We start from the raw sequence: 24,985 nt of genomic DNA, 5'->3' as shown, positions 1-24,985 counted from the left end.
TGGAGGGGAATCAGCCAACAAATTCCTCTGCTGAAGGGTAGGGCTGTTTCCAGGAATCAGCCCCAAAATTCCCCTCCCTTGGAGGGGAATCAGCCAACAAATTCCTCTGCTGAAGGGTAGGGCTGTTTCCAGGAATCAGCTCCAAAATTCCCCTCCAAGGGAGGGGAATCAGCCAACAAATTCCCGGGCAGATAAAGCGATTGAACAATGCAAACATTAATTGGGTCGGGAGAATGAGACAGCCCTACCTTTTTAAGGGGGGTTGGAGGGATAAATCCGGATTTTTGCAACGAGGAATGCTAGGGTATTGGTCGCTTGGTGAACTAGAAACGCGATTTTTTGAAGAAAGAAATGCCTGAAGTCGTTACTACGAACATCGGATGAATATAGAAGGGAAACTTGCAGCAGAAGGGATAACATTATTGCCGCAACAGGTTCATGTTTGGCGGGTGGAACTCGATCGCAGTTCCACAGAAATCCGCCAATTTCGCGCAATGTTGTCGGAGGAGGAGCAAAAAAGGGCCGATCGCTTTCATTTTGAGCACGATCGCAGTCGGTTTATTGTGGGACGGGGGATGTTGCGATCGCTGTTGGGGAAGTATTTACAGGTGGCACCAGAAGGGATAGAATTTCACTACAGTGCCAAGGGGAAACCGATGTTGGCAAATGTTGAGCAGGGTCTGCATTTTAATCTGTCTCATTCGGGGGGATTGGCGCTGTATGCGATCGCCTCGGAACCTGTGGGAATTGATTTAGAGCAGATTCGTCCTGTATCCGATGCGGAACAGTTGGCGAAACGGTTTTTTACTCCCGCAGAAGCAGAGGCGATTTCTAGTTTACCAATGGCGCAAAAACAAGCAGCTTTTTTGAATGCTTGGACTCGCAAGGAAGCATATTTAAAGGCAACCGGCGATGGATTAGCAGGATTGGATGAAGTGGAGGTGTCTCTAATTCCGGGAATGCCTGCCAAATTAGTGGCAATTCAGGGGAATTCTGAGTTAGCATCCCGTTGGTTTATTGGGGAACTGCACCCCCATCCGGACTATGTAGCAGCAGTGGCGATCGCGGGTCAAGATTGGCAGGTATGTTATTTTAAAGATGAAAGAGGCAACCCCTTCAGGGGTTACTACAAACGTTCATAATAATACTTTAAATCTTAATCAGAGGATAACATGAATCACTCTAAACCTCGCCTTAGTCCTCGGTGGAAAAAGTTTTGGCAATTTGTTTGTCTTGCCGGTTGCGCGTTGAGTCTGATTCTCGGTGGTTATGCCATCTCTAATTATAATCAAAATTTGAGCAATTCCCTCGATAACTCTCCCCCAAATTTACCGAATCCGGTAGCAGTTAATTCCGTAAACTCCCCGGAAGCTGTCACCGTGACACCTCAAGCAGCAACCCCAAGAAATTCTCGAATACTTGCCTCAAATTGTGGCAGTCCCCAGGGAGGACCGACGGATAATCCCATTGCTGAACAATATTCTAACTCCTCCTATCCTTGGACCAATCAAATTAAATGGAACTGCGTCTATAATATCGAGGATTTTGACGGAAGGACGATGGTAGCGCGGTTTAATGCAGCGCGAGATGCCGCTGCCGCAAATGGGGGAGGAGTGGTCTATTTTCCTGCCGGAACCTATTCGTTTGAGGATAGCATTAGTCTCAAAAATGGAGTAGTTCTCCGGGGTGAAATCCCCTCAGTCACCGATGCCAAAAATTTTGAATTTAATCCCCCATCTAAGCTGCAATTTCCGAAATATGAACCTCAATTTTCCGGGGATGGCACTACCAATGATACTGCCTTCAAAACCATTACCACTACTGCCGGAGATACGGACAGTAATATTGGATTAGTCCATTTGGATATCAATCGTGCCGCCATTGCTTTGCGGGGAGATATTGATACGGGAACCAATCAAAATATTGTCATTTATGGCATTCGCAGCAACAATGTTGCCGAACCCGACCCGCGCGTTCCTGACCCTTCTTTTCAAAGTGCTTGGTTGCGTTACAGTTATCGGTTTGCCGCCAATATTAAAGTCAATGTCAAGGCTAATCTTTTAATTGCCAACAATCGGATTAATGACAATATTACCGATAACTACGACCAACCGGGTTATCAAGTCAAACCGATTAAAGGGGAAGAAATTATCACGTATCGGGAAGGCAATAAAGTCCCCTTTCACTATGGCAATCACTATGGAATTGTGGTGAATCGGGCCAAATCCGGGGGATTCCAAAAGAATGCCAATCCCCAGACAGAACCGGGACTATTTCGCCCGGGAATTACCGTCCGAGATAACTGGGTTTATCACACCATGCGGGTCGCCATTTCTGCCTCGGGAGATGGGTTAGTCATCCAAGATAATCAAGTCCGCGACGAACGGGGAAAACAATGGTGGACGGACCCGACAGGGTTAAAAGAACCCCGAGGTGCAGTCACCTTAGAAAATCGGGCCATTGATTGGTCCGGGTCCAATGTTTTGGTGGAGGGGAATCAGTATGAAGTGTATCGCCATCGCATCCGAGATACTCAATATTTGAGTGTGGATGGGGAGGGGATTTTGATTCAGGAATGTTGTGGAGGAACCGAAGTTAATGGGGCGATTATCCGCAATAATCAGGGAAATACTTATATCGGATTGTACAAAATACCCTCAATTAAAAAGGTAGAAATTGTCGGAAATCGAGTCAATGCTGAACTGACGGATATTGAGCTAATTTATGTAAATGCGGATACCAATAATGCGCCTGGGGTGATGGAAGATGTCACCATTGCTAATAATATAGTCAATGGCGGAATTTTAGCCAAAGGGACAGCGGGAGGAAAGAGAAATACCGTAGAGAATAATCAGGGAAATAACTCCGCTGCTTTGACTTATTCCTGCCATGTTGCTGCGAAGGGAAATACGGGGTTTCAGGAACCTCCTTGTTTGCCGTAAATTCCGGCTCATCAGGGAACCAAAATTGGTAAAATGGCAGAGTATCTTTTGGAGTCCACAGGAGACTGACCGTTTATACTCGTCCTTTAGCTCGGTTAATCGAGCAACTACAACGTTTGCCAGGAATTGGCCCTAAATCCGCCCAAAGACTGGCCCTTCATTTATTGAAGCGACCCGATGATGAAATTCAGGCATTGGCGAAAGCGTTAATCGATGCCAAACAACAAGTGGGATTTTGTAAAGAGTGCTTTCACTTGAGTGCAGAACCCATTTGCGAAATCTGTCGTGCACCGAATCGCGATCGCGATGTCATTTGCGTAGTGTCCGACTCGCGGGACTTAATTGCCTTAGAAAAAACCCGGGAATTTAGAGGAAAATATCATGTTCTCGGTGGGGTAATTTCGCCTATGGATGGCATTGGACCCGAACAACTGAATATCCAAGCATTAGTCCGGCGGGTGAGTCAACAACAAATCAAAGAAGTGATTATCGCCATCAGTCCCAGCGTTGAAGGAGAAACCACGACCCTTTATGTGGGACAATTACTCAAACCTTTTACGCGAGTCACGCGCATTGCCTTTGGATTGCCAATGGGAGGAGATTTGGAATATGCCGATGAAGTCACCTTAGCGCGTGCCTTGGAGGGTCGTCGAGATTTAGACTAGAATGATGCTCCCGTACCGCAGAGATGAGAAACTGGGTTTCTGTGCAAAATTTCTGCCAATCTGGAGCAAATTTGGGCGGTGAAACTCGGTTTCTTCTCCCCTTCCTCTCATCCCTCACCGGAGATTGTAAGCAACGGATGACATACTCCCCGATCCGGGTTTGAGCTAGGATAGATCGAAACTATGACGAATCAATCGCCAGAAACGCGACGATTTTTATCTCTTTCGAGCAAATCACGCCCAGCAGGTAGAGTCAATCTACCACAGGCGTTGTAATTATCAACCCAGTATTAATCCGTCATGAGTCAATTCCTCTCTCCCGTTAAAGGACCCTTGGTATTGGGTCTCATAGATCAATTCAATTCTGTCTTGCTGCCTCCCTACTTACTCGGATTTGTTCTGAGTCTGCTTGTCCTGACATTTTTTACCATATTTCTCCGGTGGGGAGTTTATCAACATTTAATTTATTTAGCCTCTCGGGTTCGGGGATTAATTTATGACCCTAATCCTACGAAAAAACCAAGAATTGTTGAGGAAATCGAAATCCGGTGCAAGGAGTCTAGTCCCGCCTTAGAACACATGAATACCGGGGCATTAATCGACCAAGTTTATAGTAGACATCTCCTCAAAAACGAACAAATCGATTATTTTTGTCGGTTTTTACCCAATCTTTTACTGTCCTTGGGTCTGTTAGGAACGTTTTTGGGAATTACCATGAACTTGGCCGAACTGAGCCAAACCATTAATGATTTTGGGGTAGGGAGTATTGATGCGTTGGTTGAACAAGTGCAACGACCCTTGCAGGGGATGGGGGTGGCGTTTATTAGTAGTTTAACCGCTGTTGCTTGTAGTGCGTTGTTGACGGTGGTTAATTTACTCAGAAATACCAGTATTGCCAAGTATCAACTCATCAGCGCGTTAGAAGATTATATTGATAATATTTATGGCCCTGCGCTCAATCGCCGATCGCCTTTAGATAAAGCCGTCGATCGCCTCGAAACCCTGTTCGGGACTTTTGTCAGTCAGTTCTCCGTCTCCGTCAAAGAAGCGGTTTCCTCCTCGTTAGGCGAAAGCGTAGACCAAATTACCGAAGGCAATAAACAAACGAATCATCTCGCTACTCAGGTTTATAATCGCCTGATGGAATCCTCCAGTTCCATGATGTCCGGTGCCACCATGTTTCGGGAGTCAGCACAAATTTTTGAAAAGAGCCAATTTGCGAATAAACTGGCGAGTTCCACAGATAATTTAGCCAATACCCAACGGGATTTAGCACGTTCCTCTTCGGTGTTAAATCAATCTACCCAGGCATTGCAACTGGCGATCGCCTCTTTGCAAACCACCAGCCAAGAAACCATTCATCTCTCCGAAGAAATCGCCGGATTAAGCAAGAATTCCGGTCAAGTTCTCAACTTAACCCAAAACAATCAAACCGCATTATCCGAAGTCGTCGGAGAAATGCAGCAAAGCGCTCAAATCTTCCATTCCGTCATCAAAACCCTAGATACCTTACAAAAGCGATTAGCAACAAGAACCGATCGCTTTGTGGATGTCCATACCGAACTTTATAAATTAGTCGAATCCCTCAAACTGTTTACCGAAGAAATGAGGGAGGGAATGCAAACTTTAGGCGATCGCCTCATCGCATCCCTCGGCGATCGGAATAGCATCAATCCCGCCGCCGACCCCGTTGCCACCCGCATCTCCAAACTCGGCAACGACCTCAATGCCGTCCAATCACAACTCACCCAAGTTGTCAAGCATTTAGAAGCAGGAGAAAAAACCGGAATGGCACCCACTCGTTTGAGTCCTCCTCCAGCCAACAATTCTAACGACCCCTTTAACCCAAAATTGGTCAACTGGGAGGAAGAAGAAAATACCGAAAAATGAATAAAAACCTGCACCCTAAAGGGTGGGGCTACACGGACGAAGCCGGAGGAGGCAGGCTAAAACAAAATCGAATGTTAACCCCCAGATTTTTATTACAAAACTTCACCAAATTCTTCCCCCAAAACCCAAATTAAAACGTCACAAATTCACCCTAATTAATGGAGAAATTGCCTCATGAGATTCATCAGGTCTAGGCGGCATGAAATGCCACCGGAATTTGATATTTGGCCCGCATTTACCGACTTAATGTCGAATGCATTTATGATTCTCAGCTTCCTGCTGCTGCTGGCGATTATCAAACCCTTAGTCTCCATTTCCACAATGCGAGAAACCGAAGAAGCCCTCCGCCAACAACTTCTGAGAACCCAAATCGACCTCACCAGCGCCCAAAACCGCGCCACCTTAGCGGAATCCCAAGTTGCCCCCTTAGTCGCCCAAAATCAAGCATTAGCCGCTCAATCCCAAACCTTACAGCAACAATTGCAACAGGAAATGGCGACCCCAAAAGCCCCTCCCATTATCGTGATTCGTGATACCGGGGCTTATCAATTTTCTTCTGGAAGTGCTCAACTTCCTGATGCCTTACAAACTTATGTCCGCAACCAATTAGTGCCTCAAATTGAAGCCAACGCTGCCGCCTATAACATCAATGTCATAGAAATTATTGGACATACCGATGGACAACCTAATAATGCCAGTTCCAGTAATTTAGACCGTTCCTTACCCCAAGTTGCTGCCGGTACAACCCAAGTTAGTCAGTTAGTTCCCGGTTCCAATGCGGATTTAGGATTAATGAGAGCTTTAGCCGTGGTGCAAATTTTACAAACCATTCAACGCACAGAAGGGAAGCTACAAGGATTACAATTTCGCCCCTATTCTGCGGCGCAATTAGTCTCTCCCACAGGAGATTTTGGGAATGTTAATCCGAACCCGGATGAAAGCAGGAGACGGATTGAAATTCGGTTTACCCGCTTAGGGGAAGAAACCAACGTGCAGTAAAAAAGCCCTGCACCCTCAAGGGTGGGGTTACAGGGACAGAGCCTCTCCTGCGCGGGCTAATTTGGAATTGGGGTTAAATTTCCGAGTCGGTTTCTTCCTCATCATCCGCGATCGCCTCCCCAGATTCCCCCTCCATCTCTGCGGCATCTGACTCCGCTTCTGACTCGGGTTCTGACTCGGGTTCTGACTCTAGGTTATCCCCCTCAACAGGTTCCCCGCCTTCTGCCTCCGATGCCTCCGGAGTGGGCAACTCCTGGGAGTCTCCCATCGGGATGGTATCAAATCCGTCCGGAATCCCTCCCTCATCTCCCCCCATTTCTGGGGTTTCCACAGGTTCGATGAGCTCATCTTGGGTTTGAACCTGTTCCGGAACCGACTCTTCTACAGGTTCCGGTTCAACTGCTTCCACGGGGATTTCACCCGGTACAGGCGCTGGGTCCGGTTTAGGTTGGGGGGCCACATTTACCGGCTTGGAGGGTTCCCCTGACGGCGAGGGGTCCTGCATTTGTTGGGGTCTACTTGCTGGGGGCTGATTAATTTGCAAGGGGGAATTTTCTCTTGGAGGTTGTCCATCCAACACTGGCGTTGAGTTTTCTTCTCCCCCAGGTCCTCCTGCATCCAATACCGGAGTGGAATTTTCTCCCGCAGGTCCTGCATCCAACACTGGCGTTGAGTTTTCTCCCGTGGGTTGGGGATTATTCAACTCCGGTTGTCGAGTTTCTACTGGAGGTGTGGGGGTCGTCCCTGGGGATGGCGCAGTGGTACAGAGTTGAGGATCATACTGAAACTCAAAGGCATACTGGTACACCGTGGGTTCACTCACGCCAGCAAAATCCATGTCTTGGACAAATTTTCGAGCAAAGCTATCGAGAATATCCTGTCCACTTCCCAGTAAGCGCCGGGGTCCATCAATAATTTGTCCGTCAGGATTGACCAAAACCCCAAACAGCGCACGCCCTTCTAACTTTTGGGGGCAAGCGTTTAAGGGATATTGGTTTTCTACAGGAATTGGGGGGTTGGTTTTGACTTCGCCGTATTGGGATTTTAAGTTCGCAACCCACTGGACATAAGCCTCGATCCCGTCCAACATGGCATTTTGGCGATCGCTCACCAACCCGGTGGGGTTCTCGGGGTTCTCCCGGTTATCTTCTCCTATGATTTTGGCCCACAGTTCGCGAACGCTATCGGGATCCGTCCCAATTTTATCGGGAACCGTCGCCCCCTCCTGCGGGCGATCGCCCGGTGTAGGAACATTCGAGGGAACCACCGCTTGAGCGCCCTCCTCAATCCCATCTTGTTCAATGTTTCTTCCGTCCGTCTGCAAATCAGCCGCACCTCCCATCTGATCCGATTGAGGGCGAGTGGCATTTGGTCCCATTCCCGGATCTACACGGGGTAATGTATCCGATAGGCTAAATCCGGGCGGTGGTGAGGGATTGGCATTGTTTGAACGGGCGATCGCCTCGGGCCCTGGGACATTTTCTAGGATAGGAAGGTCCAAAAACTCCGAGGTATCCACTGCTTCGTTCATCCCACTGAACGGCTTTTGCAGATCCCCAGAAGCGGGAAAACTCCCCTGGGGAGGGGGCGGAACATCTTGCAATCGGAATTCTTGCGGTGGCGGTGGGGGGAGTTGACGATTTTGATTTTGTTGAGCGAGTAGCCTTTGTTGCCGTTCTCGTTGCTCAATTTCTCGCTCGATTTGGGCGCGTTCTAATCTTTCTAATGCCAGCAACTGCTCGATCGCCATACTATTAGACAACCCCGAAGACTGAGGATTTGTTAACCCTTCACGAAACCCGCTGGGGGATTGATAATCCGGCAACGAAGGCAGGGGGGTTTGAAGATCGCTCAACGAGGGTGCAGGGGGAAGATCTAACGGGAGATCATATAATGGGGTACCCGGTGGCAGAGTCAGGGGTTCAAGTCCCGAATTGCCCGGGGAAGGGGGCAGAGGGGCTAATTCTGGCAACGCAGCTAAGGGTTCCGAAGAAGAGTTCAGACTGCCGGATCCGGTAGCTTGTGGCGATGAAAAATCCGGGAGGCGGCTGAGTTCTTCCGGGGTCAGGTTGACCAAATCGACCGTCGTCCAGGGATTGGGTTCATTCCCGCCGCTAAAGGGCAAGCGGTCCCAGCTTATACCAACCAGTCCGTGGATGCCCACAGAGGCCAAAACTGCCACGACGGTTGGCTGAGATAAAAGGTCAAGCAGGCTATTTTTCGGCAAAGAATAAGACATGGCAGGTAAGCTTAGGTCTAGACGGGCAGACTGCGATTGTGATGCAGCAGTTTCACACCGCCTGCCGCGTTAATTCAGACATTCGATGCCCCCATCAACCCGGATATGATAGCACTGATGACTGATATTCGTGTGCGGCAAGACAATAGAAATTGCCAGAACAGGTGAGCACTTGATGGGTACAGATCCCAATTTCGACTTAAAAGTTGCAGACTGATTCTGGAGGGAAACTCGGCGGTGCAACTTGGATAATCGCCAAGGAAAAATAAGGGAGTTTCAAATCGCGGCGATCGCCCAGTTGGCGATGAATTTTTTGGTCGGATCCCGTGACTCGTTCAATAATTTGAGTGCGATCGAGCAATCCCCGGTCCTGCAACAGGTCCCAAACGCGATCGTACACGGAACTGACTTTCATCAACACCACCACATCCGCCCAGTCTAGCGCGTTTTCCAACTCCTCGACACGATATAAGGCGGGCAGAACCGCTAACCGTTGGGACCCAATGGTTAAGGGGATTCCCAGTTCTGCCGCTGCCGCTAAGGGCGAACAAATCCCCGGAATTGACTGCACCTCAACCTCGGGATGCTGCCGTTGCAGAGTCTGGGCGAGATAAGTAAAGGTACTATAAAAACTAATATCCCCTTCCGAAACAAAGGCCACATCTTGGCCCAATTTGAGATAGTCCCAAACGCGACTGCTCGCTTGCTGCCATGCCTTCACCAGCAATGCCTCATCTCGCACAAAGGCAAACTCTAAAGGCAATTGCACCCGATCGGCATGAATCCATTGAGCAATAATCCCTGCCGCCATCCCCGGGTTACCGCTGGGTCCTACGGGGAAAGCCACCACTGGCACAGCTTGCAACTGCTTTAATCCCTTAATCGTAATCAGTTCCGGGTCTCCCGGTCCCACCCCAATTCCATATAACCTGCCAACTGGCGTCATTCCTCGTTGTCCTTCTGCAATGGGAACTCCAAAAAATAAAATAGCAATTGTAGGGTGGGCACTGCCCACATTACTTCTGTCAGTGGGCAGTGCCCACCCTACTCCTTGATTCTCTGAGCAATTCAGGTTTGCCGTTACAATCTAATCGTTAAATCTCCTTCAATCTCGTGCTATCCCCCATCCACCATGCCCTTACCGACCGTCATTTTACCGGGTTTTTTCGCTGCTGCATCGGAATATCGGGAGTTTGAACGCTTACTCAATGACCAGGGGTTTCCCGCCCGCTTAGTCCCCCTCCGGAAGAGGGATTGGGTCCCGACCATTGGCGGACGCTCGATCGCCCCGATTCTCCGCCAACTCCATGCCACTGTCCAGCAAGCCTTACAGGACTTTAACGCTGAGAAAGTTAACTTAGTCGCCCATTCTGCTGGCGGTTGGATTGCCCGGATTTACCTGGGAGAAAAGCCCTATATCATTCATGGGGATGTTGACGAATCCGCTCAGTTATGGTATGCCAATCCCTTCGTCAGTACCTTAATTACGTTAGGTAGTCCCCATATCAGTCAGGAACGGTGGACCCTCAAAAATTTGGATTTTGTCAATACCGCTTATCCTGGAGCATTTTACCCCCATGTGCGTTATGTCTGCTTGGCGGGAAAGGCGGTGTATGGGGCCCGCAAGCGGGGACAATGGTTAGCCCATAATAGCTATCGGATTACCTGTGGCATCGGGGAAACTTGGGGTGATGGGATTACCCCAATTGAAGCGGCGCATCTGGTAGGGGCGGAAAATATTATCTTAGATGGGGTGATGCATTCGCCGCGATCGCCCCAGAATTGGTACGGGTCCCCGGAAATTTTACCTCAGTGGCTCTGCTATTTAGAATAAAATTGGATTCACCATCCAGAACCCAGGGGAACCCTGATTTACTCTGCCGAAACCTTTTCCAGAGTTTCTTCCAACGCCAGAGAGGAAATTGGGACTTCCTCCACCGTGGGCAACTTTTCCACCGTCAGGCGAGACTGACTCGACCCAGAAAGTCGCTTCAAGAGCTTGGGTTTCGGGTCATGGAGGAGATAGATAATCACATCTCCCGGTTGCCATGCATCGGTTGCCGAGACCACCAAAAGCTGTTTTTCTCGTTGGATTAACAACGGAACCAACTCTCCCGAACGAATCAGCGCTTGTAAATGAGCCTTTTGAAAGGCACAGCTAGGCTCCTTGAGGACTGTTTCCCCCAATTTCACTTGCGAATCGTTGAGATATTCGTTCCAAGTCTTGAGTTGCAGTTCAGGGATAAAAGCGTGCTGAATTTTATTAGTCTTATTTCCCCCCTTATTCCCTTGCGGGTCGATGGGAAATAAGGCTAACACCCGAGGCGGGGAAAACTCCTCAGCAGTGCGTTGCGCCAAGACTCGATTCACTTCTCCATTGCTGGTCATCGCTAGGAAGGTCCCCATCGAAGCCAGTCCCGCTTCTTCGAGCACTTCCGTATCGAGGGCCGAGCTTAAAAAGACGGGTAGATCTTCTCGTTCGGCTTGCTCACAGGCTTCTGGATTGGTATCCAGAATCACCACGGATTCACCGCGTTCTTTAAAGAGTCGGGCAATTAAGCGGCTTAAGGGGTTAGAACCGACAATCACGGCACCTGTCGCGGTGGTGGACATCAGACCGAGGATTTTGGCGACAGAACGGGCGGTCAGACCTTGCAAAACCACGGTCAAAATAATTGTGAGGAAGACGAGGGCTTTGATGGAGTCTCCCCCGTTAATCCCGCGATCGGTGAGTAAAATCGCAAACAAAGAGGCGACGGAAGCCGAAACAATCCCTTTCGGGCCAATCCAGCTTACAAATAATTTCTGACGCCAGTTGAGTCCACTGTTGATGGTGCAAAGCCAAACATTAAGGGGACGCACCAGAAACATTAGAATCGCCACGGTGACTAAACTGCCCCAGCCTAGGGCGATTACACTAGCGATAGACAGATCCGCCGCTAGGAGGATAAACAACACGGAAACAGCCAAAATGGTCAGTTGACCTTTAAACCGGCGCAGTAGTCTTTCATCTGGCACATCACAAGCTCGCAAGACAATGCCTGCCACCACGGTTGCCATCAGTCCAGACTCCCCTCGGATATCTTGAGCCAGACCAAATAAGCCCCAGAGTCCAGCTAATACGACCAGATTTTTCAGGTCCTCGGATAGAAACTGGGCGCGTTTGAGGAAATAGCCCAGCATCCAACCGCCCAAAGCCCCGATCGCACTGCCAATCCCCAGGCGAATGGACAATCCGGCAATCAACCGCAGGGGGTCGGCATCGCCATTTAAAATCACATCCAAGACTAAGACGGCTAGAATTGCCCCGACTGGATCGATGAGTACCCCTTCGCCTTCGAGCAATGCGGCGACAGAACGCTCCACCTGGACCTGTTTGAGTAAGGGTCCGATGACGGTGGGTCCGGTGACGACGACTAAGGCGGCATATAGAAATGAGATGGACCAGGGAAATTCACTGAAGGCATGAGCGGCAATGCCTCCCCCAAGCAGGGTGACCAGGGTGCCAATGGTGACGAGGTTCCGCAGACTACCGGAGACTTTATCCAGTTCTTTCAGTTCGAGGTTTAGACCTCCCTCAAATAAGATTAAGGCGACGGACAGGCTAACAATGACTTCGAGTCCATCTCCTAGGAGGCTTGGATGCAGTAAGCCGAAACCATCAGGACCCAAGAGAATGCCGAACAGCAACAAAAAGACGATACCTGGAATTTTCAGGTAGTCCGCCAGAACTTGAGATCCGATCCCTGCAATGACCGTTAAGACAATCAGCAGGGTAATATCAAAAGGCATTTCCATAGGCTTGTGTGATAAGAGCGAACGAGCTTTCGGTGATTTGGCCCGATCGTCAAATGAGGATGATATGGGTTGTCCTTGAAGGGGCCAGCTTTCCACCAGGGCGATCGCACCGAATAAAACAGCGATATCCGGCTATTCAAGGGACAACGTTTGGCTCAATTCTGTTTTTAGTCACCCAGGGGGCAACCTTCTATGCTCAAAGCCGGTTCTAAAAGAGGGGAATTGATTTGAGTCGAGTTAAGGGCAACCTTCAAACCGGCAGATGGGATGGGCTTTTTGACAAGGAAAAACCCTGAGATGGGATTTTGAGTTAGATATTGACCACCAGGATATCACATCTGCTGGGGTTTCTGGCAAGGGATTAGGATCCTAGGTCAAGTTCGCCCAGGTTGGGGGGGAGCCATCACCCAAGTCTCCTGGGGTGAGTTCAACCCCACAGCGATGGCCCCCTCAGAGAGTCTAAGGGGGCAAGGGAAGCGGCTAAGGCTGAGTTTACAGGACACCCGTCGCCCAAACCCACCCTGGATCATAAAAACTCGTAATTTCCGAGTCTTTATTCTTCGGCAAAGCTGCGATCGACACTCGACAGAAAAACGGGCTCCACCCGAATGCCTAAAATCGTAGCGGGTCGCACGACCATATACTCTCCTTGAGATGTTTTGATCGGCACGTTGATAAACTCTTTTCCGTCGGAGTTGGGGACCAATACCCCTTGATACCATTTCTGGAACTCTTGAATCGTGGAAAAACGCACCTGTTCCTTGTGTCCACCCTCGATCAGGAGGGAAACGCCTATATAATCTGGGGTTCTCGGCATACGGCAAGAATTATCCTCAAAGCACCGAGATTATTATGAGCGTTCAAGGGGGCAATTTCATCGGTGTTTTTAGAAACTATCCGGACCCCCCACCTTTCCTAATTCATCTAAAACCCGCCAACTCCCCTCTCAGAGGCTCCCAAAGTCGTTCTCTTCTTTTGTTCGTAGTAACGACTTCAGTCGTTCTCTTCTTTTGTTCGTAGTAATACGGAATCCGGTTGTCAAAGGTCTGTCAAAACCCGCAGCGTCAAGCCTGGGGCTATACGGACAAAGCCCGCCTGCGCGGGCTAAAGAGTAAAACGACTTTTGAACTCCGGATTTGGTATAACGACTTCAGTCGTTCTCTTTCTTCGTTCGTAGTAACGACTTCAGTCGTTCTCTTGTCGTTGTTCGTAGTAACGACTTCAGTCGTTCCCTTTCTTCGTTCAACGTCACGAATATCGAACCCTTCTAAGCGGGCTCAAAGCGATCGCCTTACCCCAAAAAATCCCCCCAAAATCTCAGGCCAACCTTCTATCCCCTCCGAAAAGAAAAATCTGCTTTAGAATTCACCGTGGCCAACATTGCACCAAACCGATATAAAAACCACAGAAATTTTACCTTTAGCAGAGAATGAGTTTAACCCATTCCATCACCCCGGAACCTTATATTTGGTTCCCTTATCCCTTCCATTAGAATTCCTGTTCACATCAAGATTTCATAACAAAACTTTCCCCCTAGGGACAGGTAGATTTACCCAAGCTAGTAAAGGCGCTAGAATAAACCCAAAGTTCTGACCTTCTGACCTCGGAGTTGGCTTATATGGACACAACTGCCCATTCCACTACTGAATCCCTTGACAACTTACCCCGTGAGGTGAGGGTCACTCAACTCCAATATCTGATGCAAACCTTGGAAATCGCCGATCGCATCGCCACCAAAGGCTATCTGATCACGAGTTCCGAACTAGCCGACCTCATGGATGTCAATGCCAGCGCCGTCACCAGTCGCGGCGACAACTGGCCTTGGCGTAACTGGATCGTCTCCCGGGTGCGACGAGAAGGAAACCAAATTCTCTGGCAACTAGAACGAATCGATTTATTTAACGGATCCGGCGAGGATGATGGGGCCGGAGAATAACTCCGAATCAACGATTCGTGATTGGTTTCTCAGTCATTGCTCTATTGTCCGGGGTCCTTTGTTCCGGCTTTAGAGTTTAGGGTCAAGCCTCATTTTCTTTCTTTCGTTGGATCATGCCATATCCTCAACCGAAGCTCACCCTGAAGGCCCAGCCTTCGGGGAACCTCTCTCATGGCTTCCGATAAGAGAACTCCCAAAATAAAATACCCAAAAGCCCTCACCCTCAAGGGTGGGGCTATACGGACGAAGCCTGCCTACGCAGGCTGAGAGAGTAGATTAAGTTTTTAACAACCGGATTCGGGATAATTTAGTTTTGAGAATCCCTTAAACAGAGGGGAAGCCAGCCGGGGACTGCTGCTTCAGCAGTCGAATTCCTACTATTGGGGTCCATACTGTCGTCCGCGCCACTGAGTCGGGGTGTGAATTGCGGACAGAATAATTCTCAACACTGCCAGAGGGTCAGCGATTGGAGAGAGCCAAAACAACCAAGCGGCAGTTTTAGGGGCCTGGGTCCGGTCATAGGAAGGGGCGATCGCCAAATTCAAAGCAAACCGAATCCCCAGCAAAAACAAATTTAACCCGAACAGCAACCGAGACCCTTCCACCCCCAATAACAAATACCCTAACACCACCAACAGCGGCAACCCTTGCACCGCCAGCAAAAACCAAACATCACCCCAAGTTTGACCCCATGACGCTGCATCCTTGAGGTCCAAACTGCGCCCCCACTCGCGCCAAGTTTCCGCTGCCCCCTCATACATCCGCACCTTAATCACCTTCGCCCCATCCATAAACCCAACCTTAAACCCAGTCTGGGCAATATTTCGGGCCAAAGTCACGTCATCACAAAACGACTGACGAGCGCTGCTATAACCTTCCACTGCCGCCAAAACCGATCGCCGACAGAGGAAACATTGACCATTCGCCATCACCCGTTCCGCCGAACTCGCCTCAGTATTCGTGGGACCAAAGCGATACACCAGGGTCATCAATAGCGCCGGTTGTAGCACCATTTCCCCCGCCTCCTTGAGAATAAACTGCGGGGAGAAAGACACCAAATCATACCCTTTTGCCTCTGCCGCCTGCACCACTGCCGCCACCAAACCGGGGTGCGGTTGAGTATCCGCATCAATGCCTAAAAACCAGCGACTCCCGGAGGAACTGGACAGAAATCCATAATTCAAGGCCCAAGGACGGCCCACCCAATCCCCCGGCAAAGGGTCATCGGTCACTAAGCGAATCCGGGGGTCCTTTTCTGCTGCCGCCTTGACTAAATCTTGAGTACCATCGGTGGAGTTGCTATCCACAATGATGATTTCCCGCACCTCATAACTTTGGCGAGTTAATCCAGCGAGACAGGGGGAGAGGCGATCGCGTTCATTTAACGTTGGCACCACCACACTCACTGCACCATACATCTCCTGAGTTGGTGTAGTCGGTTCAATGGGAGGCTGCCGAAACGCCCCTTTAATCAGCCGAGAAAGCAGAATCGCCGTCGCAGGCAACTGCAACAGTAACAGAATGGTCGATAAAATAGAGAGTGACAAATCAGACAAAATATGGTATAGAGGCAATTCAGATAAACAGGAAGCGATCGCGAGTTACCACCGAAGGGGATATCTCGAACAATCCTTACAGGGTATCACTTTACTGCCATTCTCTCAATCAATCCAATAACTAATGACCAATGACCAATGACTAATGACTAATGACTAATGACCAATGACCAAATTCATCCCTTACAAATTATATAAATTTTTAAACCAATTAATAAATACAGTAGACCGGGGATGGGTGGGGTTAAGAATTCGCTCCATAATGGCATTATGTAATTGTCGTCCGGGGGGATGTTGCCATGCCAACCAGGTATAAATATTAGCTTTATCAATATGAGACTCAATCACTGGAGCACCTTTTGTTTGAGCTTCTTTGACCACTGATTGAGCATAGTCCCACAAAGGTTCACTCTCCTCGGGAATCAAATAGGATAAAAAAGTTTCTAACATCCCTTGCATTTTGTTATCCGGCATAATCCAGACCCCAAACTTCTTCCCATCAGACAAGATATGAATTAATCCTGATTCTGGGAGTTCATCAGGTAGACCTGGGATAATTTCCCGACAAGTTGTGTGGATACTCTGCCACCGTCCTGCTGGATTGTCATCTGCATCGACCATGATACCTAAAGCTGCTAAACCAGAAGTTTTCAATGCCGTAGAGATTTCGTCTTTATTAATTAATTTTTGCAACCCATCGTAAGATTCAATCTGAACAATTGGATTTTTAGCAGTTCCCCAATCGATGCCATTGGCTTCGATGAGGTAGGGAATAACCCGCTTATCTTGCGCGCCTTCAACGAGCAGCAGATTTTTGTGAATCGTTGCCATACCTAACGAACCTCAAATCCTCGTTCTGCTGCTACTACAATTTCCTGGTCTGTAAAGACTACACTGGTGTTTTTACCTCGTTCTATGCGGTGAATCCTAATTCCATTGTCATCGGCTGATTCCTGATTGGCAATCGTGGCGAGACTCATCCAACAATCACTATTATGGGTGGTGGCGAAAACTTGCACATTCAATCGAATCGCGGTTTTCCAAATCATTTCCCACATTTTAGAAAGCGCAGTAAAGTGAAGTCCTGTATCGATTTCATCAATTAATAAAACACCCCCTTCTGCACAGATGGTTGCTAAGGCAATGCCTAAAATCCGCCAGATACCATCTCCCATACTTCCAATCGGTATCCGGCGATCGCTATCCGAAAGACGCACCACAAATCCCCCTCGTGAGTCTGGTTGTCCATTGATTCGAGACCTCACAGACGCAATGCGTTCAATTCGCGGTTCAACAATTTTAAGGGCTTCCTGTACCAGCTTTTCTTCAGGATTTAATACAAGTTGTTCAAATAAATCAATCATCTTTTTTGTCGGTAAAGATGATGAATTTACAAATTGGGTTCTGCTTTTTAGTGTCTTAGATTTTCCTAAATCCCGCAGTCTGCGACTGGTCTCAGAATAGCGAATATAGTTAAAAGGAAGCCCCCCAGAAAATGACAAGGGAATTTTTCTTTGTTCTTTTTCTAGTCCCCAATGCCATTCAAGTTGAAACTCTATTTGATTTACCTCATCGATTAATAACCGAGGTAAATCATCAGGATAATTCAGGGGAAAACCCTCGGCGGTTTCATGCTCCCTTGACTCATTTTTAAATTGAACTAATCCTGATAAGGTTTCCGTACTATCTTCGGTGATTCCAGAAATTGAAAAAGACCGAGTGGGTTCAATTTCATGTCCATAAAATAGATGGCGAATGTCAAAAAACCGTTCCCGCTGATTCAGATCATTCTCTTCCCATTCTAAATATTCCCCTCTTCTGTTCATCACGTTGCCCAAGGCTTCGACAGTCCGGCGAGAGCAGAGCAATTCCACGGCTTCTAAGATAGAGGTTTTACCGCTGTTATTTTCCCCAACTAATAAATTGATTCTACCCAGGTTTTCTAGTTTAAAGGATTGGAATCCTCTAAAATTTTCAATTGCTATGGTTTTAAACATAAATTATGTTTAGTAAAGAATACAGACAAGCTAGAAAAAATAAGGATAAAATAGGTGATTAACCCTAAATAAAACCAACTCCCAAATCTTCCGTAAATCCACTCCTATCTCCCTTCCAAAAAAGGTGCGCTACAGCGGGACTGTAACACACCTTAAATTTTACAAGCAATGGAGGGTTATTTGGCGGCGACTTCTACGGGGGGTAGGGAGACTTGAGAGAGGGTGTTTGTTGGAAGGGGTTCGATCGCCATTTCGGTTTCTGCTGCTTCCAGAGGAGAGGCAATCCACCATAACACCACTGCCGGAACCACTCCTAGAACCATGCTGAGTAAGGTGGGAATGACGAAGCGTGAATCTAATGCCACTAAGGTGATGATGGCACCAAAGGCAAAGTTAACAATGTAGGTGATTAACGGTAATCCTAATTGTGAACGGGATAATCTAATCGGTGCTTTCCCCCAAAAGAAGGCAGCAACAGTCATGAAGATTGCGCCGGTTCCCATCCATCCGGTGAGGTTGCGGTAAGGCATTCCGAAAAAGGCTCCTTCTTCTTGGAATTGCCAGAAGGGGAATTGGGTTTGACTCATGGCAGGGTCGAGTACGAAGTCCCAGGCGGTAAGTAGGAGTGCTCCCAGTGCGATCGCCCCAATTTGTCGCACCCAAGTCGGCAGTTGAATCGATTCTAATCCCGCACGGGCTAAAACATAGCAGACGAGTCCCATATAAAACCAGGACAGGGGAATCGTAAAGGGCACTAATCCGGCAACTTTATAGCCTAAACCACTCAAATATTGATAGTGTCCGAAGGGGAAGCCGGTACTGGTCCCCAGCAGTTCACTTCCGAGGGACAGAACCACCGCAGGGACCATAAAGGTTAACCACAATCGCGTTCCCAGTTCTCTATAGGCATAAAGGGCGACTGCCACAGCCCCTAAGATGATATAGGAGACTCCCCCTCCAGCCATGCTCCATTGGAATACTTTCTGGCCGAATTCGGACAGGCTGACGATGAATTCGGGATTGGGTAATACCAGTAGCAGTCCGGCAAGTCCAAAGGCCATCGATAGGGTATGGCTAATCAGGCACAGACGTTCAGCAGTTACAAGTTGCTTCATTGGAATCTAAAATATTCTGATATTCAGAAGGCGCTTCATAATAGTTTACAAATCTTTTAGCAAAAATAGGCTTGTTACATTTTAATGAGATGCAGTCCGGTAGGGGGCAGATTTGCAGCATCAAGGTTGCTGCCTCCTAAATATAGGACAAGTCCAGAGAAAAAGCGCTAAATGTAGAGAAATTGAGTAAAATTAATCCCTTGTCTGGAAATCATCACTCTTTTATCTAGGCAGGGGTGGGGCGTCGGTGACGGATCCGGAATTAAGCCGATCGCCAAGGAAATATCCGTGGTAAACATTTTTTAGCTTACTTCACCATAGGATTGCCTGGAGAACACCGGCTGCCTGCTTGATGTGAAGTCAGCGTTGACCTGCGCGAATAGAAGTACAGTTTGAAAACAGGGGGAAACTTGTGGCGATCGCAACCACCATCGGAATCACACTCGGCGCGGCAGCATTGGTCCTGGGAACCGCTGCCGCTGCCATCGAATACCAATACCGCAAAAGACCCGGAAATCAACTGGATTTGACCCCAGGAGAGTGGCACGAAGAAGTCCTCTCCCCGGAACGCCGTCACCTGATTGGGGAACTGGAACTGATTAACCGCACCTCCACCCTAGAACTGATGGTGCCGGAAGTCCATACGGAGGTCAAACTCCTCTCTGGCAGTAGCCTAGAAGGAATCACCATCCGCACAGAAGTGATTCCCATGCACCCAGATGAAAAATCCCGGGATGATAACTATTGGTTTGGCTATATTGTCAAAATTGGCAAAAAGACTCGGATGAAAGTGGCGGTTGATATTCAGGGACCGAACCTCGATCGCCTGAAAGCCGCCTGGATTGCCGTCACTTATGTTACTTATGGACCCGAGGGCCGCATTCCCAAAACTCGTCATGTGGTGGTGCCCTTCAAATATCCAGACCCCTCGGAATCTACCAACTGGCGGAAGATTCCCGAAGCCGATTCGGAAATTTTACCGATTAAAACCCATTTATTGACCAACTTGGATGATCCGGTTGATATCGTCAAGCGGTATGTGATGCCTCATGCTCAACCCGGGGATATCGTGACCATTGGGGAAACCCCTGTAGCGATTATGCAGGACCGTTGGCATCATCCGAGTACGGTTAAGCCTGGATTTGTTGCCAAACGGCTGTGTTATTTCTTCTTGCCGACTTCCAGTTTAGCCACCGCCTGCGGATTGCAGACCTTAGTGGATATTGAGGGACCTGTGCGGGTCGCCTTGGCCTTTTTCATTGGGGCGATCGCCAAAGTCTTTGGCAAACCTGGAGTCTTTTATCAGTTGGCAGGAGAACAGGCAAGACTGATTGATGACGTTACCGGGACCCTGCCTCCCTACGATCAATTTATTGTCCTCGGTCCCGATAATCCCCAACAAGTTGTTGATACCATCAAACAACAGACCGGGTTATCTGCTGCTATCGTAGACGTGAACGATTTAAAAGCAGTTAAGATATTAGCAGCCTCCTCCGAGCTTTCTATTGATGTCCTAGAGCAATCCTTACGAAGCAATCCTGCCGGGAATGCCGATGAGCAAACCCCTGTAGTGTTGATTCGTCCGGGCCGGAAATCACAATCCTAAAACAGGGATGGATTATAACGGAGGAAGGAACAGCGCCGATCTTCTGCCTTCCTCCGTTAGGAGGGGCGATCGGGCAGGGTGAAAGATAGCCACCTGTGCTGTTCCACAAGGGTTGCAAAGCCTAGAAAGCTGTTTGCACGGTGCTGTCAAGCAATGTTGAATAAACAGTCCCTCCAAAATGACCTCACACCTGCCCCAAAATCAAACTCTGACGATCCGCCCCCTGCAATACCGCGACCTGGAAACGGTGGCAGAACTCGCTAACGCGACTGAAATTGAGGCGGGCAGTCCCAGCAGTTCTATTGAAAATGGGTCCCTGGATATTGGGACTCAAATGGATACAGTGCGCCGCTGGTATTGGCCCCTGAAGTTGCTGAGTCTGTTTCCTAATCCACTCCAAAATCGGTTGTGCGTTCGGGTCGCCCAAGACGATCGCAAAATTCGGGGTGCGATTCAGATTTCCCCGTTTAATCATACCCGCAGCACTTGGCGCGTGGACCGAGTGGTGGTTCCCCCCAGTTCGGAAAAATTGGGGATTGGGTCCCAACTGATCCGCCATTGTTTAGAGTCGATCTGGGAAGCGCGGATGTGGCTGCTAGAAGTGGATGTTAATGAAAAAGATGAACTAGCGCTGTATCGGCATAATGGGTTTCAGCCGTTGGCGCAGATGACCTATTGGGCGATCGCCCCGGAATTGTTGGAACAGTTGGCCCAACGGGAACCGGATTTGCCCAATTTGATGCCGGTGAGTAATGCCGATGCTCAACTGCTGTATCAACTGGATACTGCGGCGATGCCGCCGTTGGTGCGTCAAGTGTTCGATCGCCATATCCAGGATTTTCATACCAGTTTGGTGGGGGCCGTGGTCCAAGGTGTCCGCCAATGGCTGCATAAAATTGAAACTGTCAGTGGGTATGTGTTTGAACCCCAACGCAAAGCGGCGATCGGCTATTTTCAAGTCCGCCTCAGTCGCAATGGGTCTCAACCCCATGTGGCGGAATTAACGGTTCATCCAGCTTACACCTGGTTATATCCCGAACTGGTGGCTCAAATGGCCCGGATTGTCCAAGAATTACCGGCCCAAACCCTGCTGTTAGCCTCCGCAGACTATCAGCCAGAACGGGAAGAATATTTACAGCAAGTTGGTGCACAGCGGATTTCCCACAGCTTGCTGATGTCGCGATCGGTGTGGCACAAACTGCGCGAATCTAAGCCGGTTTCCCTGGAATTACAATTATCCGAAGTCCTGCAAGGGTTACAAGGCACTCGCAAACCCATTCCCAGCCGGATGTCTTGGCTATCCAAGCCCCCCTCTCCCTCCACGGGTTTAGGAAAACAAGAACCGTCCCAATCCTCGATGGAGGATATCGGTTCCTTGTTACCCAATGATCAATTGGATATGACCTTGGATGATGATACCCTGAGTTAGAGTCTGGGTCATTAGTCAGAATCTGGCTAATGACTCGACCACTAACCCTTGAACGTTCATGAGGATGAGTGGGGTGCATCTGAGTTAGGCAACCACCCCGCCCTACGGGCACCCCTCCACAGGAGGGGAATTTTCCCCATTCCCCTCCTGTGGAGGGGTGGCAGGCGAAGCCTGACGGGGTGGTGAAGGCTGGGTCGGGGTAGGGGTTGGCTCAACACTCGCAACAGCGAGATGCACCCCATGAATGAACCCTCAAGTTTGTCAGGTTTTAAGAGGGAATGACACAAAAAATTTCAGCACTTGGATTAGATATTGGTCACAAACGGATTGGCGTCGCCGGTTGCGATGGAACAGGCTTAATTGCCACAGGAATTACCACCATTCAAGGGAAATCCTTTGCCGATACTCTCCGCCAACTTCAGGCAATAATTGAAGAAAGGAGAGTGGAGGTGTTAGTGGTGGGTTTGCCTTATTCAATGGATGGTTCCATCGGCTTTCAAGCGCGCCAAGTCCAGAAATTTAGCAAACGTCTCTCGGCAGCCCTCAATTTACCCATTGAGTTTGTAGATGAGCGCCTCACTTCCTATTATGCCGAGCAAATGATGATTGAACAAAATGTTTCGCCCTCGCGCAATAAAGGATTAATTGACCGGAAAGCAGCAGCTTTAATTTTGCAACAATGGTTAGAGGACCGACGGAAAACTATTAAGGCTGAAACCACCGAACAACCGAACGAGGGGTAATGGGTTAGTTTGGGATATTTGGACAGGATTGACGCATTTTTGGAGGTCCAACCCTCACTGTAGAGGCGATTCGCGAATCGCCTCTACAGTGAGGGTTCGATGTTAAACAATAGCTTAAGTTCTGTTGAAGAATTTGTGTTGCCAAATGTGGCTTTAAAGTTCTCCGCGATAGGTTGAAGCCCAACCGAAGAGTTTTCTTAAGCGTTGAGACGGGTTAAATTTAAAAACGCTTGTTTCTCCTTCCGGACGAATGTAGAACGTGCCAAAATTCTTGAGGGAAACGCTTTCGCCTTGTTTGAGGGATTCGTAGATTTCGACTAAGGTTGCATCTAATATTTCCTCGACTGCATCGGGTTCTTTCTGGACCCGTTGGGATATTTTAGCAATCAGTTCTTTTTTGTCAATCGACATTTTTGTAGATTTAGTTCCGGGGATCATCGGTTAAACTTAAAGATAAATTAAAAGATTTATCGACGATCGCCTTCGGGCAATCCTCGATTAAAGCATCCTATCACATTTCTTTTTAGACTCCTGTATGAAACGGTTATGGCATAGTCTGTTGGATTGGTTGCCCAAACTTCCCCTGCAAGTTTGGGTTTTAATTTCGGGTCGGTTATTGTCGGGAATAGGCAGTGGATTTACCTTGTTTTATGCCCCGATATATTTCGTCAATGAGGTGGGATTAACTAAAACTGCGGTTGGATTTGCTTTAGGCATCGGGTCGATCGCCGGAATTTTCGGGCGGATTGTCAGTGGTTCCTCTCTGGATTCCCCTCATTGGGGCCGCAAACGCACCTTACTAGGGGCGGCGATTATTTCGGCGATCGCCTCTGCGGTATTAGCGGTTGCCAATGGGTTTGAAATCCTGGTTTTAGGGAATATTCTCATGGGGTTTGGTATCGGCTTATATTGGCCCGCTACTGAGTCTGTGGTGGCAGATTTAACCACCGGAGGACAACGCCATGAAGCTTATGCAATGGCCCGACTTGGAGATAGTTTAGGGTTACAGGTGGGGGTAATTTGGGGCGGTTTTTTGATTTCAGTAACTGGGGAATATCGGTTACTGTTTATCATTGACTCTGCCTCATTTTTGCTGTTTTTTGGGTTAATTTGGATAGCGATTACGGAACCTCAGCGCCAGGGGGGTGCTTCTAAACCGCCGTTGCAAGGATGGATGAGTGCCTTTCGCGATCGCACCTTAATGGTGTATGCCTTGGTGAATATTATCTTTACCACCTATATCGCCCAAATTCAAACCACTCTGCCGCTATATCTGAGTGATTTTGTGGAATCCGAAGACAGCGGCAGGGGATTTTCCCCCGGAACAATTGGGGGATTATTTACCTGGCATTTAGCCCTCTGTATCTTGATGCAATTGCCCGTTTCCCGAGTCTTCAAAGACTTGCGACATTCTAAAGTTTTGGCAATTTCTGGGATTTTATGGGCAGTGGGATTTATTTTTATTGCTATTACTGGAACGATTTCTACTTCGCCTTTAGTTACAGCAACGATCGCCCTCGGGATTCTGGCGATCGCCATTGTAGTTTACAATCCTGCTGCTTCCTCTTTAGTGGCAGAAATGGCCCCCGCTTCTCTGCGGGGAGTTTATTTGTCTCTGAACTCTCAATGTTGGGCGATCGGTTATTTTATCGGCCCTCTCTTGGGGGGATGGGTATTAGATTTACCCCGTCCCCTTTCTGATGGATTATGGCCCGGATTAGTCGTCAGTGTGGGGGTTGTGATTGGGATTTTACAGGTTTTGGACCGGATGTTGGTGCAGCGAAAACGGTTGAGTGAGTCGCAAGTTTAATTAATCCGGAAACGACTGAAGTCGTTACTACAAACGGGGGATCCGGAAACGACTGAAGTCGTTACTACAAACGGGGAAATTGTTATCTTTCTTAGTTCGTAGTAACGACTTCAGTCGTTCTCTTTCTTAGTTCGTAGTAACGACTTCAGTCGTTATCTTTCTTAGTTCGTAGTAACGACTTCAGTCGTTATCTTTCTTAGTTCGTAGTAACGACTTCAGTCGTTATCTTTCTTAGTTCGTAGTAACGACTTCAGTCGTTA

22 protein-coding genes are annotated in these 24,985 nt (G+C 48.5%); 12 read left to right on the top strand and 10 right to left on the bottom strand.

Annotation, left to right across the window (positions count from 1 at the left end; all coding sequences use genetic code 11):
- The first annotated feature begins 380 nt into the window (after window positions 1–380).
- The 5 genes from NG833_RS04900 to NG833_RS04880 all read left to right on the top strand — a co-directional run bounded on the left by NG833_RS04900 (window position 381) and on the right by NG833_RS04880 (window position 6,496).
- Window positions 381–1,142: a 4'-phosphopantetheinyl transferase superfamily protein gene (locus tag NG833_RS04900; protein ID WP_254564185.1), complete on the top strand. Its 762-nt coding sequence runs from the start codon at window positions 381–383 to the stop codon at window positions 1,140–1,142.
- Between the two features lie 30 nt (window positions 1,143–1,172).
- Window positions 1,173–2,942 carry a glycoside hydrolase family 55 protein gene (locus NG833_RS04895; RefSeq protein WP_254564184.1) on the top strand — a complete coding sequence of 590 codons (1,770 nt, stop codon included), beginning with the start codon at window positions 1,173–1,175 and terminating at the stop codon, window positions 2,940–2,942.
- A 65-nt stretch (window positions 2,943–3,007) separates the two neighbouring features.
- A complete protein-coding gene (recR, locus tag NG833_RS04890) occupies window positions 3,008–3,607 on the top strand; it encodes a recombination mediator RecR (RefSeq protein WP_254564188.1) in 600 nt (199 codons plus the stop codon).
- A 300-nt stretch (window positions 3,608–3,907) separates the two neighbouring features.
- Window positions 3,908–5,497 (top strand): hypothetical protein, encoded by a 1,590-nt coding sequence (locus NG833_RS04885; RefSeq protein WP_254564183.1) that lies wholly within the window; start codon window positions 3,908–3,910, stop codon window positions 5,495–5,497.
- A gap of 174 nt (window positions 5,498–5,671) precedes the next feature.
- Window positions 5,672–6,496, top strand: coding sequence for a hypothetical protein (locus NG833_RS04880; protein ID WP_254564182.1), 825 nt, complete (start codon window positions 5,672–5,674; stop codon window positions 6,494–6,496).
- Between the two features lie 73 nt (window positions 6,497–6,569).
- Here the strand turns inward: NG833_RS04880 and NG833_RS04875 are convergent, their stop codons facing one another.
- The gene (locus NG833_RS04875; protein WP_254564181.1) at window positions 6,570–8,735 is read right to left on the bottom strand and encodes a hypothetical protein; all 2,166 of its coding nucleotides are present in this window, start codon (window positions 8,733–8,735) and stop codon (window positions 6,570–6,572) included.
- A 199-nt stretch (window positions 8,736–8,934) separates the two neighbouring features.
- Window positions 8,935–9,750 (bottom strand): precorrin-2 C(20)-methyltransferase, encoded by an 816-nt coding sequence (locus tag NG833_RS04870; RefSeq protein ID WP_309143832.1) that lies wholly within the window; start codon window positions 9,748–9,750, stop codon window positions 8,935–8,937.
- A gap of 117 nt (window positions 9,751–9,867) precedes the next feature.
- On the opposite strand from NG833_RS04870, the gene NG833_RS04865 reads away from it, so the two are divergent.
- A complete protein-coding gene (locus NG833_RS04865) occupies window positions 9,868–10,569 on the top strand; it encodes a triacylglycerol lipase (RefSeq protein ID WP_254564180.1) in 702 nt (233 codons plus the stop codon).
- 38 nt (window positions 10,570–10,607) lie between these two features.
- On the opposite strand, the gene NG833_RS04860 is transcribed toward NG833_RS04865, so the two are convergent.
- Window positions 10,608–12,533 carry a sodium:proton antiporter gene (locus NG833_RS04860; RefSeq protein WP_254564179.1) on the bottom strand — a complete coding sequence of 642 codons (1,926 nt, stop codon included), beginning with the start codon at window positions 12,531–12,533 and terminating at the stop codon, window positions 10,608–10,610.
- A gap of 8 nt (window positions 12,534–12,541) precedes the next feature.
- On the opposite strand from NG833_RS04860, the gene NG833_RS04855 reads away from it, so the two are divergent.
- A complete protein-coding gene (locus NG833_RS04855) occupies window positions 12,542–12,745 on the top strand; it encodes a hypothetical protein (RefSeq protein ID WP_254564178.1) in 204 nt (67 codons plus the stop codon).
- Window positions 12,746–13,086: 341 nt separating this feature from the next.
- On the opposite strand, the gene NG833_RS04850 is transcribed toward NG833_RS04855, so the two are convergent.
- Window positions 13,087–13,350 carry a hypothetical protein gene (locus NG833_RS04850; protein ID WP_254564177.1) on the bottom strand — a complete coding sequence of 88 codons (264 nt, stop codon included), beginning with the start codon at window positions 13,348–13,350 and terminating at the stop codon, window positions 13,087–13,089.
- Window positions 13,351–14,151: 801 nt separating this feature from the next.
- Between NG833_RS04850 and NG833_RS04845 the strand changes: the two genes are divergently transcribed.
- Entirely contained in the window at window positions 14,152–14,469 is a 318-nt protein-coding gene (locus tag NG833_RS04845) for a hypothetical protein (protein WP_015149669.1), read from the top strand.
- 377 nt (window positions 14,470–14,846) lie between these two features.
- Here the strand turns inward: NG833_RS04845 and cruG are convergent, their stop codons facing one another.
- From cruG to NG833_RS30320, 5 genes are all read right to left on the bottom strand, one after another.
- On the bottom strand, window positions 14,847–16,025 hold the full coding sequence (gene cruG / locus NG833_RS04840; protein ID WP_254564176.1) for a 2'-O-glycosyltransferase CruG: 1,179 nt from the start codon (window positions 16,023–16,025) through the stop codon (window positions 14,847–14,849).
- A 183-nt stretch (window positions 16,026–16,208) separates the two neighbouring features.
- The gene (locus tag NG833_RS04835; RefSeq protein ID WP_254564175.1) at window positions 16,209–16,856 is read right to left on the bottom strand and encodes a DUF3226 domain-containing protein; all 648 of its coding nucleotides are present in this window, start codon (window positions 16,854–16,856) and stop codon (window positions 16,209–16,211) included.
- A 2-nt stretch (window positions 16,857–16,858) separates the two neighbouring features.
- On the bottom strand, window positions 16,859–18,022 hold the full coding sequence (locus NG833_RS04830; RefSeq protein ID WP_254564174.1) for an ATP/GTP-binding protein: 1,164 nt from the start codon (window positions 18,020–18,022) through the stop codon (window positions 16,859–16,861).
- Window positions 18,023–18,198: 176 nt separating this feature from the next.
- Window positions 18,199–19,137 (bottom strand): gamma-carotene 1'-hydroxylase CruF, encoded by a 939-nt coding sequence (cruF, locus tag NG833_RS04825; RefSeq protein ID WP_254564173.1) that lies wholly within the window; start codon window positions 19,135–19,137, stop codon window positions 18,199–18,201.
- A 167-nt stretch (window positions 19,138–19,304) separates the two neighbouring features.
- The gene (locus NG833_RS30320; RefSeq protein ID WP_256555827.1) at window positions 19,305–19,436 is read right to left on the bottom strand and encodes a hypothetical protein; all 132 of its coding nucleotides are present in this window, start codon (window positions 19,434–19,436) and stop codon (window positions 19,305–19,307) included.
- Between the two features lie 113 nt (window positions 19,437–19,549).
- Here NG833_RS30320 and NG833_RS04820 point away from each other — a divergent pair, with 113 nt between their 5' ends.
- The 3 genes from NG833_RS04820 to ruvX all read left to right on the top strand — a co-directional run bounded on the left by NG833_RS04820 (window position 19,550) and on the right by ruvX (window position 22,915).
- Complete coding sequence (locus NG833_RS04820; RefSeq protein ID WP_375293880.1) at window positions 19,550–20,743, top strand: F420-0:Gamma-glutamyl ligase; 1,194 nt, start codon at window positions 19,550–19,552, stop codon at window positions 20,741–20,743.
- A 178-nt stretch (window positions 20,744–20,921) separates the two neighbouring features.
- A complete protein-coding gene (locus NG833_RS04815; RefSeq protein ID WP_254564172.1) occupies window positions 20,922–22,172 on the top strand; it encodes a GNAT family N-acetyltransferase in 1,251 nt (416 codons plus the stop codon).
- 278 nt (window positions 22,173–22,450) lie between these two features.
- Window positions 22,451–22,915: a Holliday junction resolvase RuvX gene (gene ruvX / locus NG833_RS04810; protein ID WP_254564171.1), complete on the top strand. Its 465-nt coding sequence runs from the start codon at window positions 22,451–22,453 to the stop codon at window positions 22,913–22,915.
- A gap of 153 nt (window positions 22,916–23,068) precedes the next feature.
- Here ruvX and NG833_RS04805 read toward each other — a convergent pair whose 3' ends face one another.
- On the bottom strand, window positions 23,069–23,326 hold the full coding sequence (locus NG833_RS04805) for an HU family DNA-binding protein (RefSeq protein WP_254564170.1): 258 nt from the start codon (window positions 23,324–23,326) through the stop codon (window positions 23,069–23,071).
- 124 nt (window positions 23,327–23,450) lie between these two features.
- Here NG833_RS04805 and NG833_RS04800 point away from each other — a divergent pair, with 124 nt between their 5' ends.
- Window positions 23,451–24,725, top strand: a complete 1,275-nt coding sequence (locus NG833_RS04800; RefSeq protein ID WP_254564169.1) for an MFS transporter — start codon at window positions 23,451–23,453, stop codon at window positions 24,723–24,725.
- Window positions 24,726–24,985: the final 260 nt, after the last annotated feature.

This window comes from Oscillatoria sp. HE19RPO (genome assembly GCF_024220515.1).
GTDB lineage: Bacteria > Cyanobacteriota > Cyanobacteriia > Cyanobacteriales > Laspinemataceae > Laspinema.
Note: the sequence above shows the minus strand (reverse complement) of the source record. Positions and strands in the feature narration are given on the sequence as shown.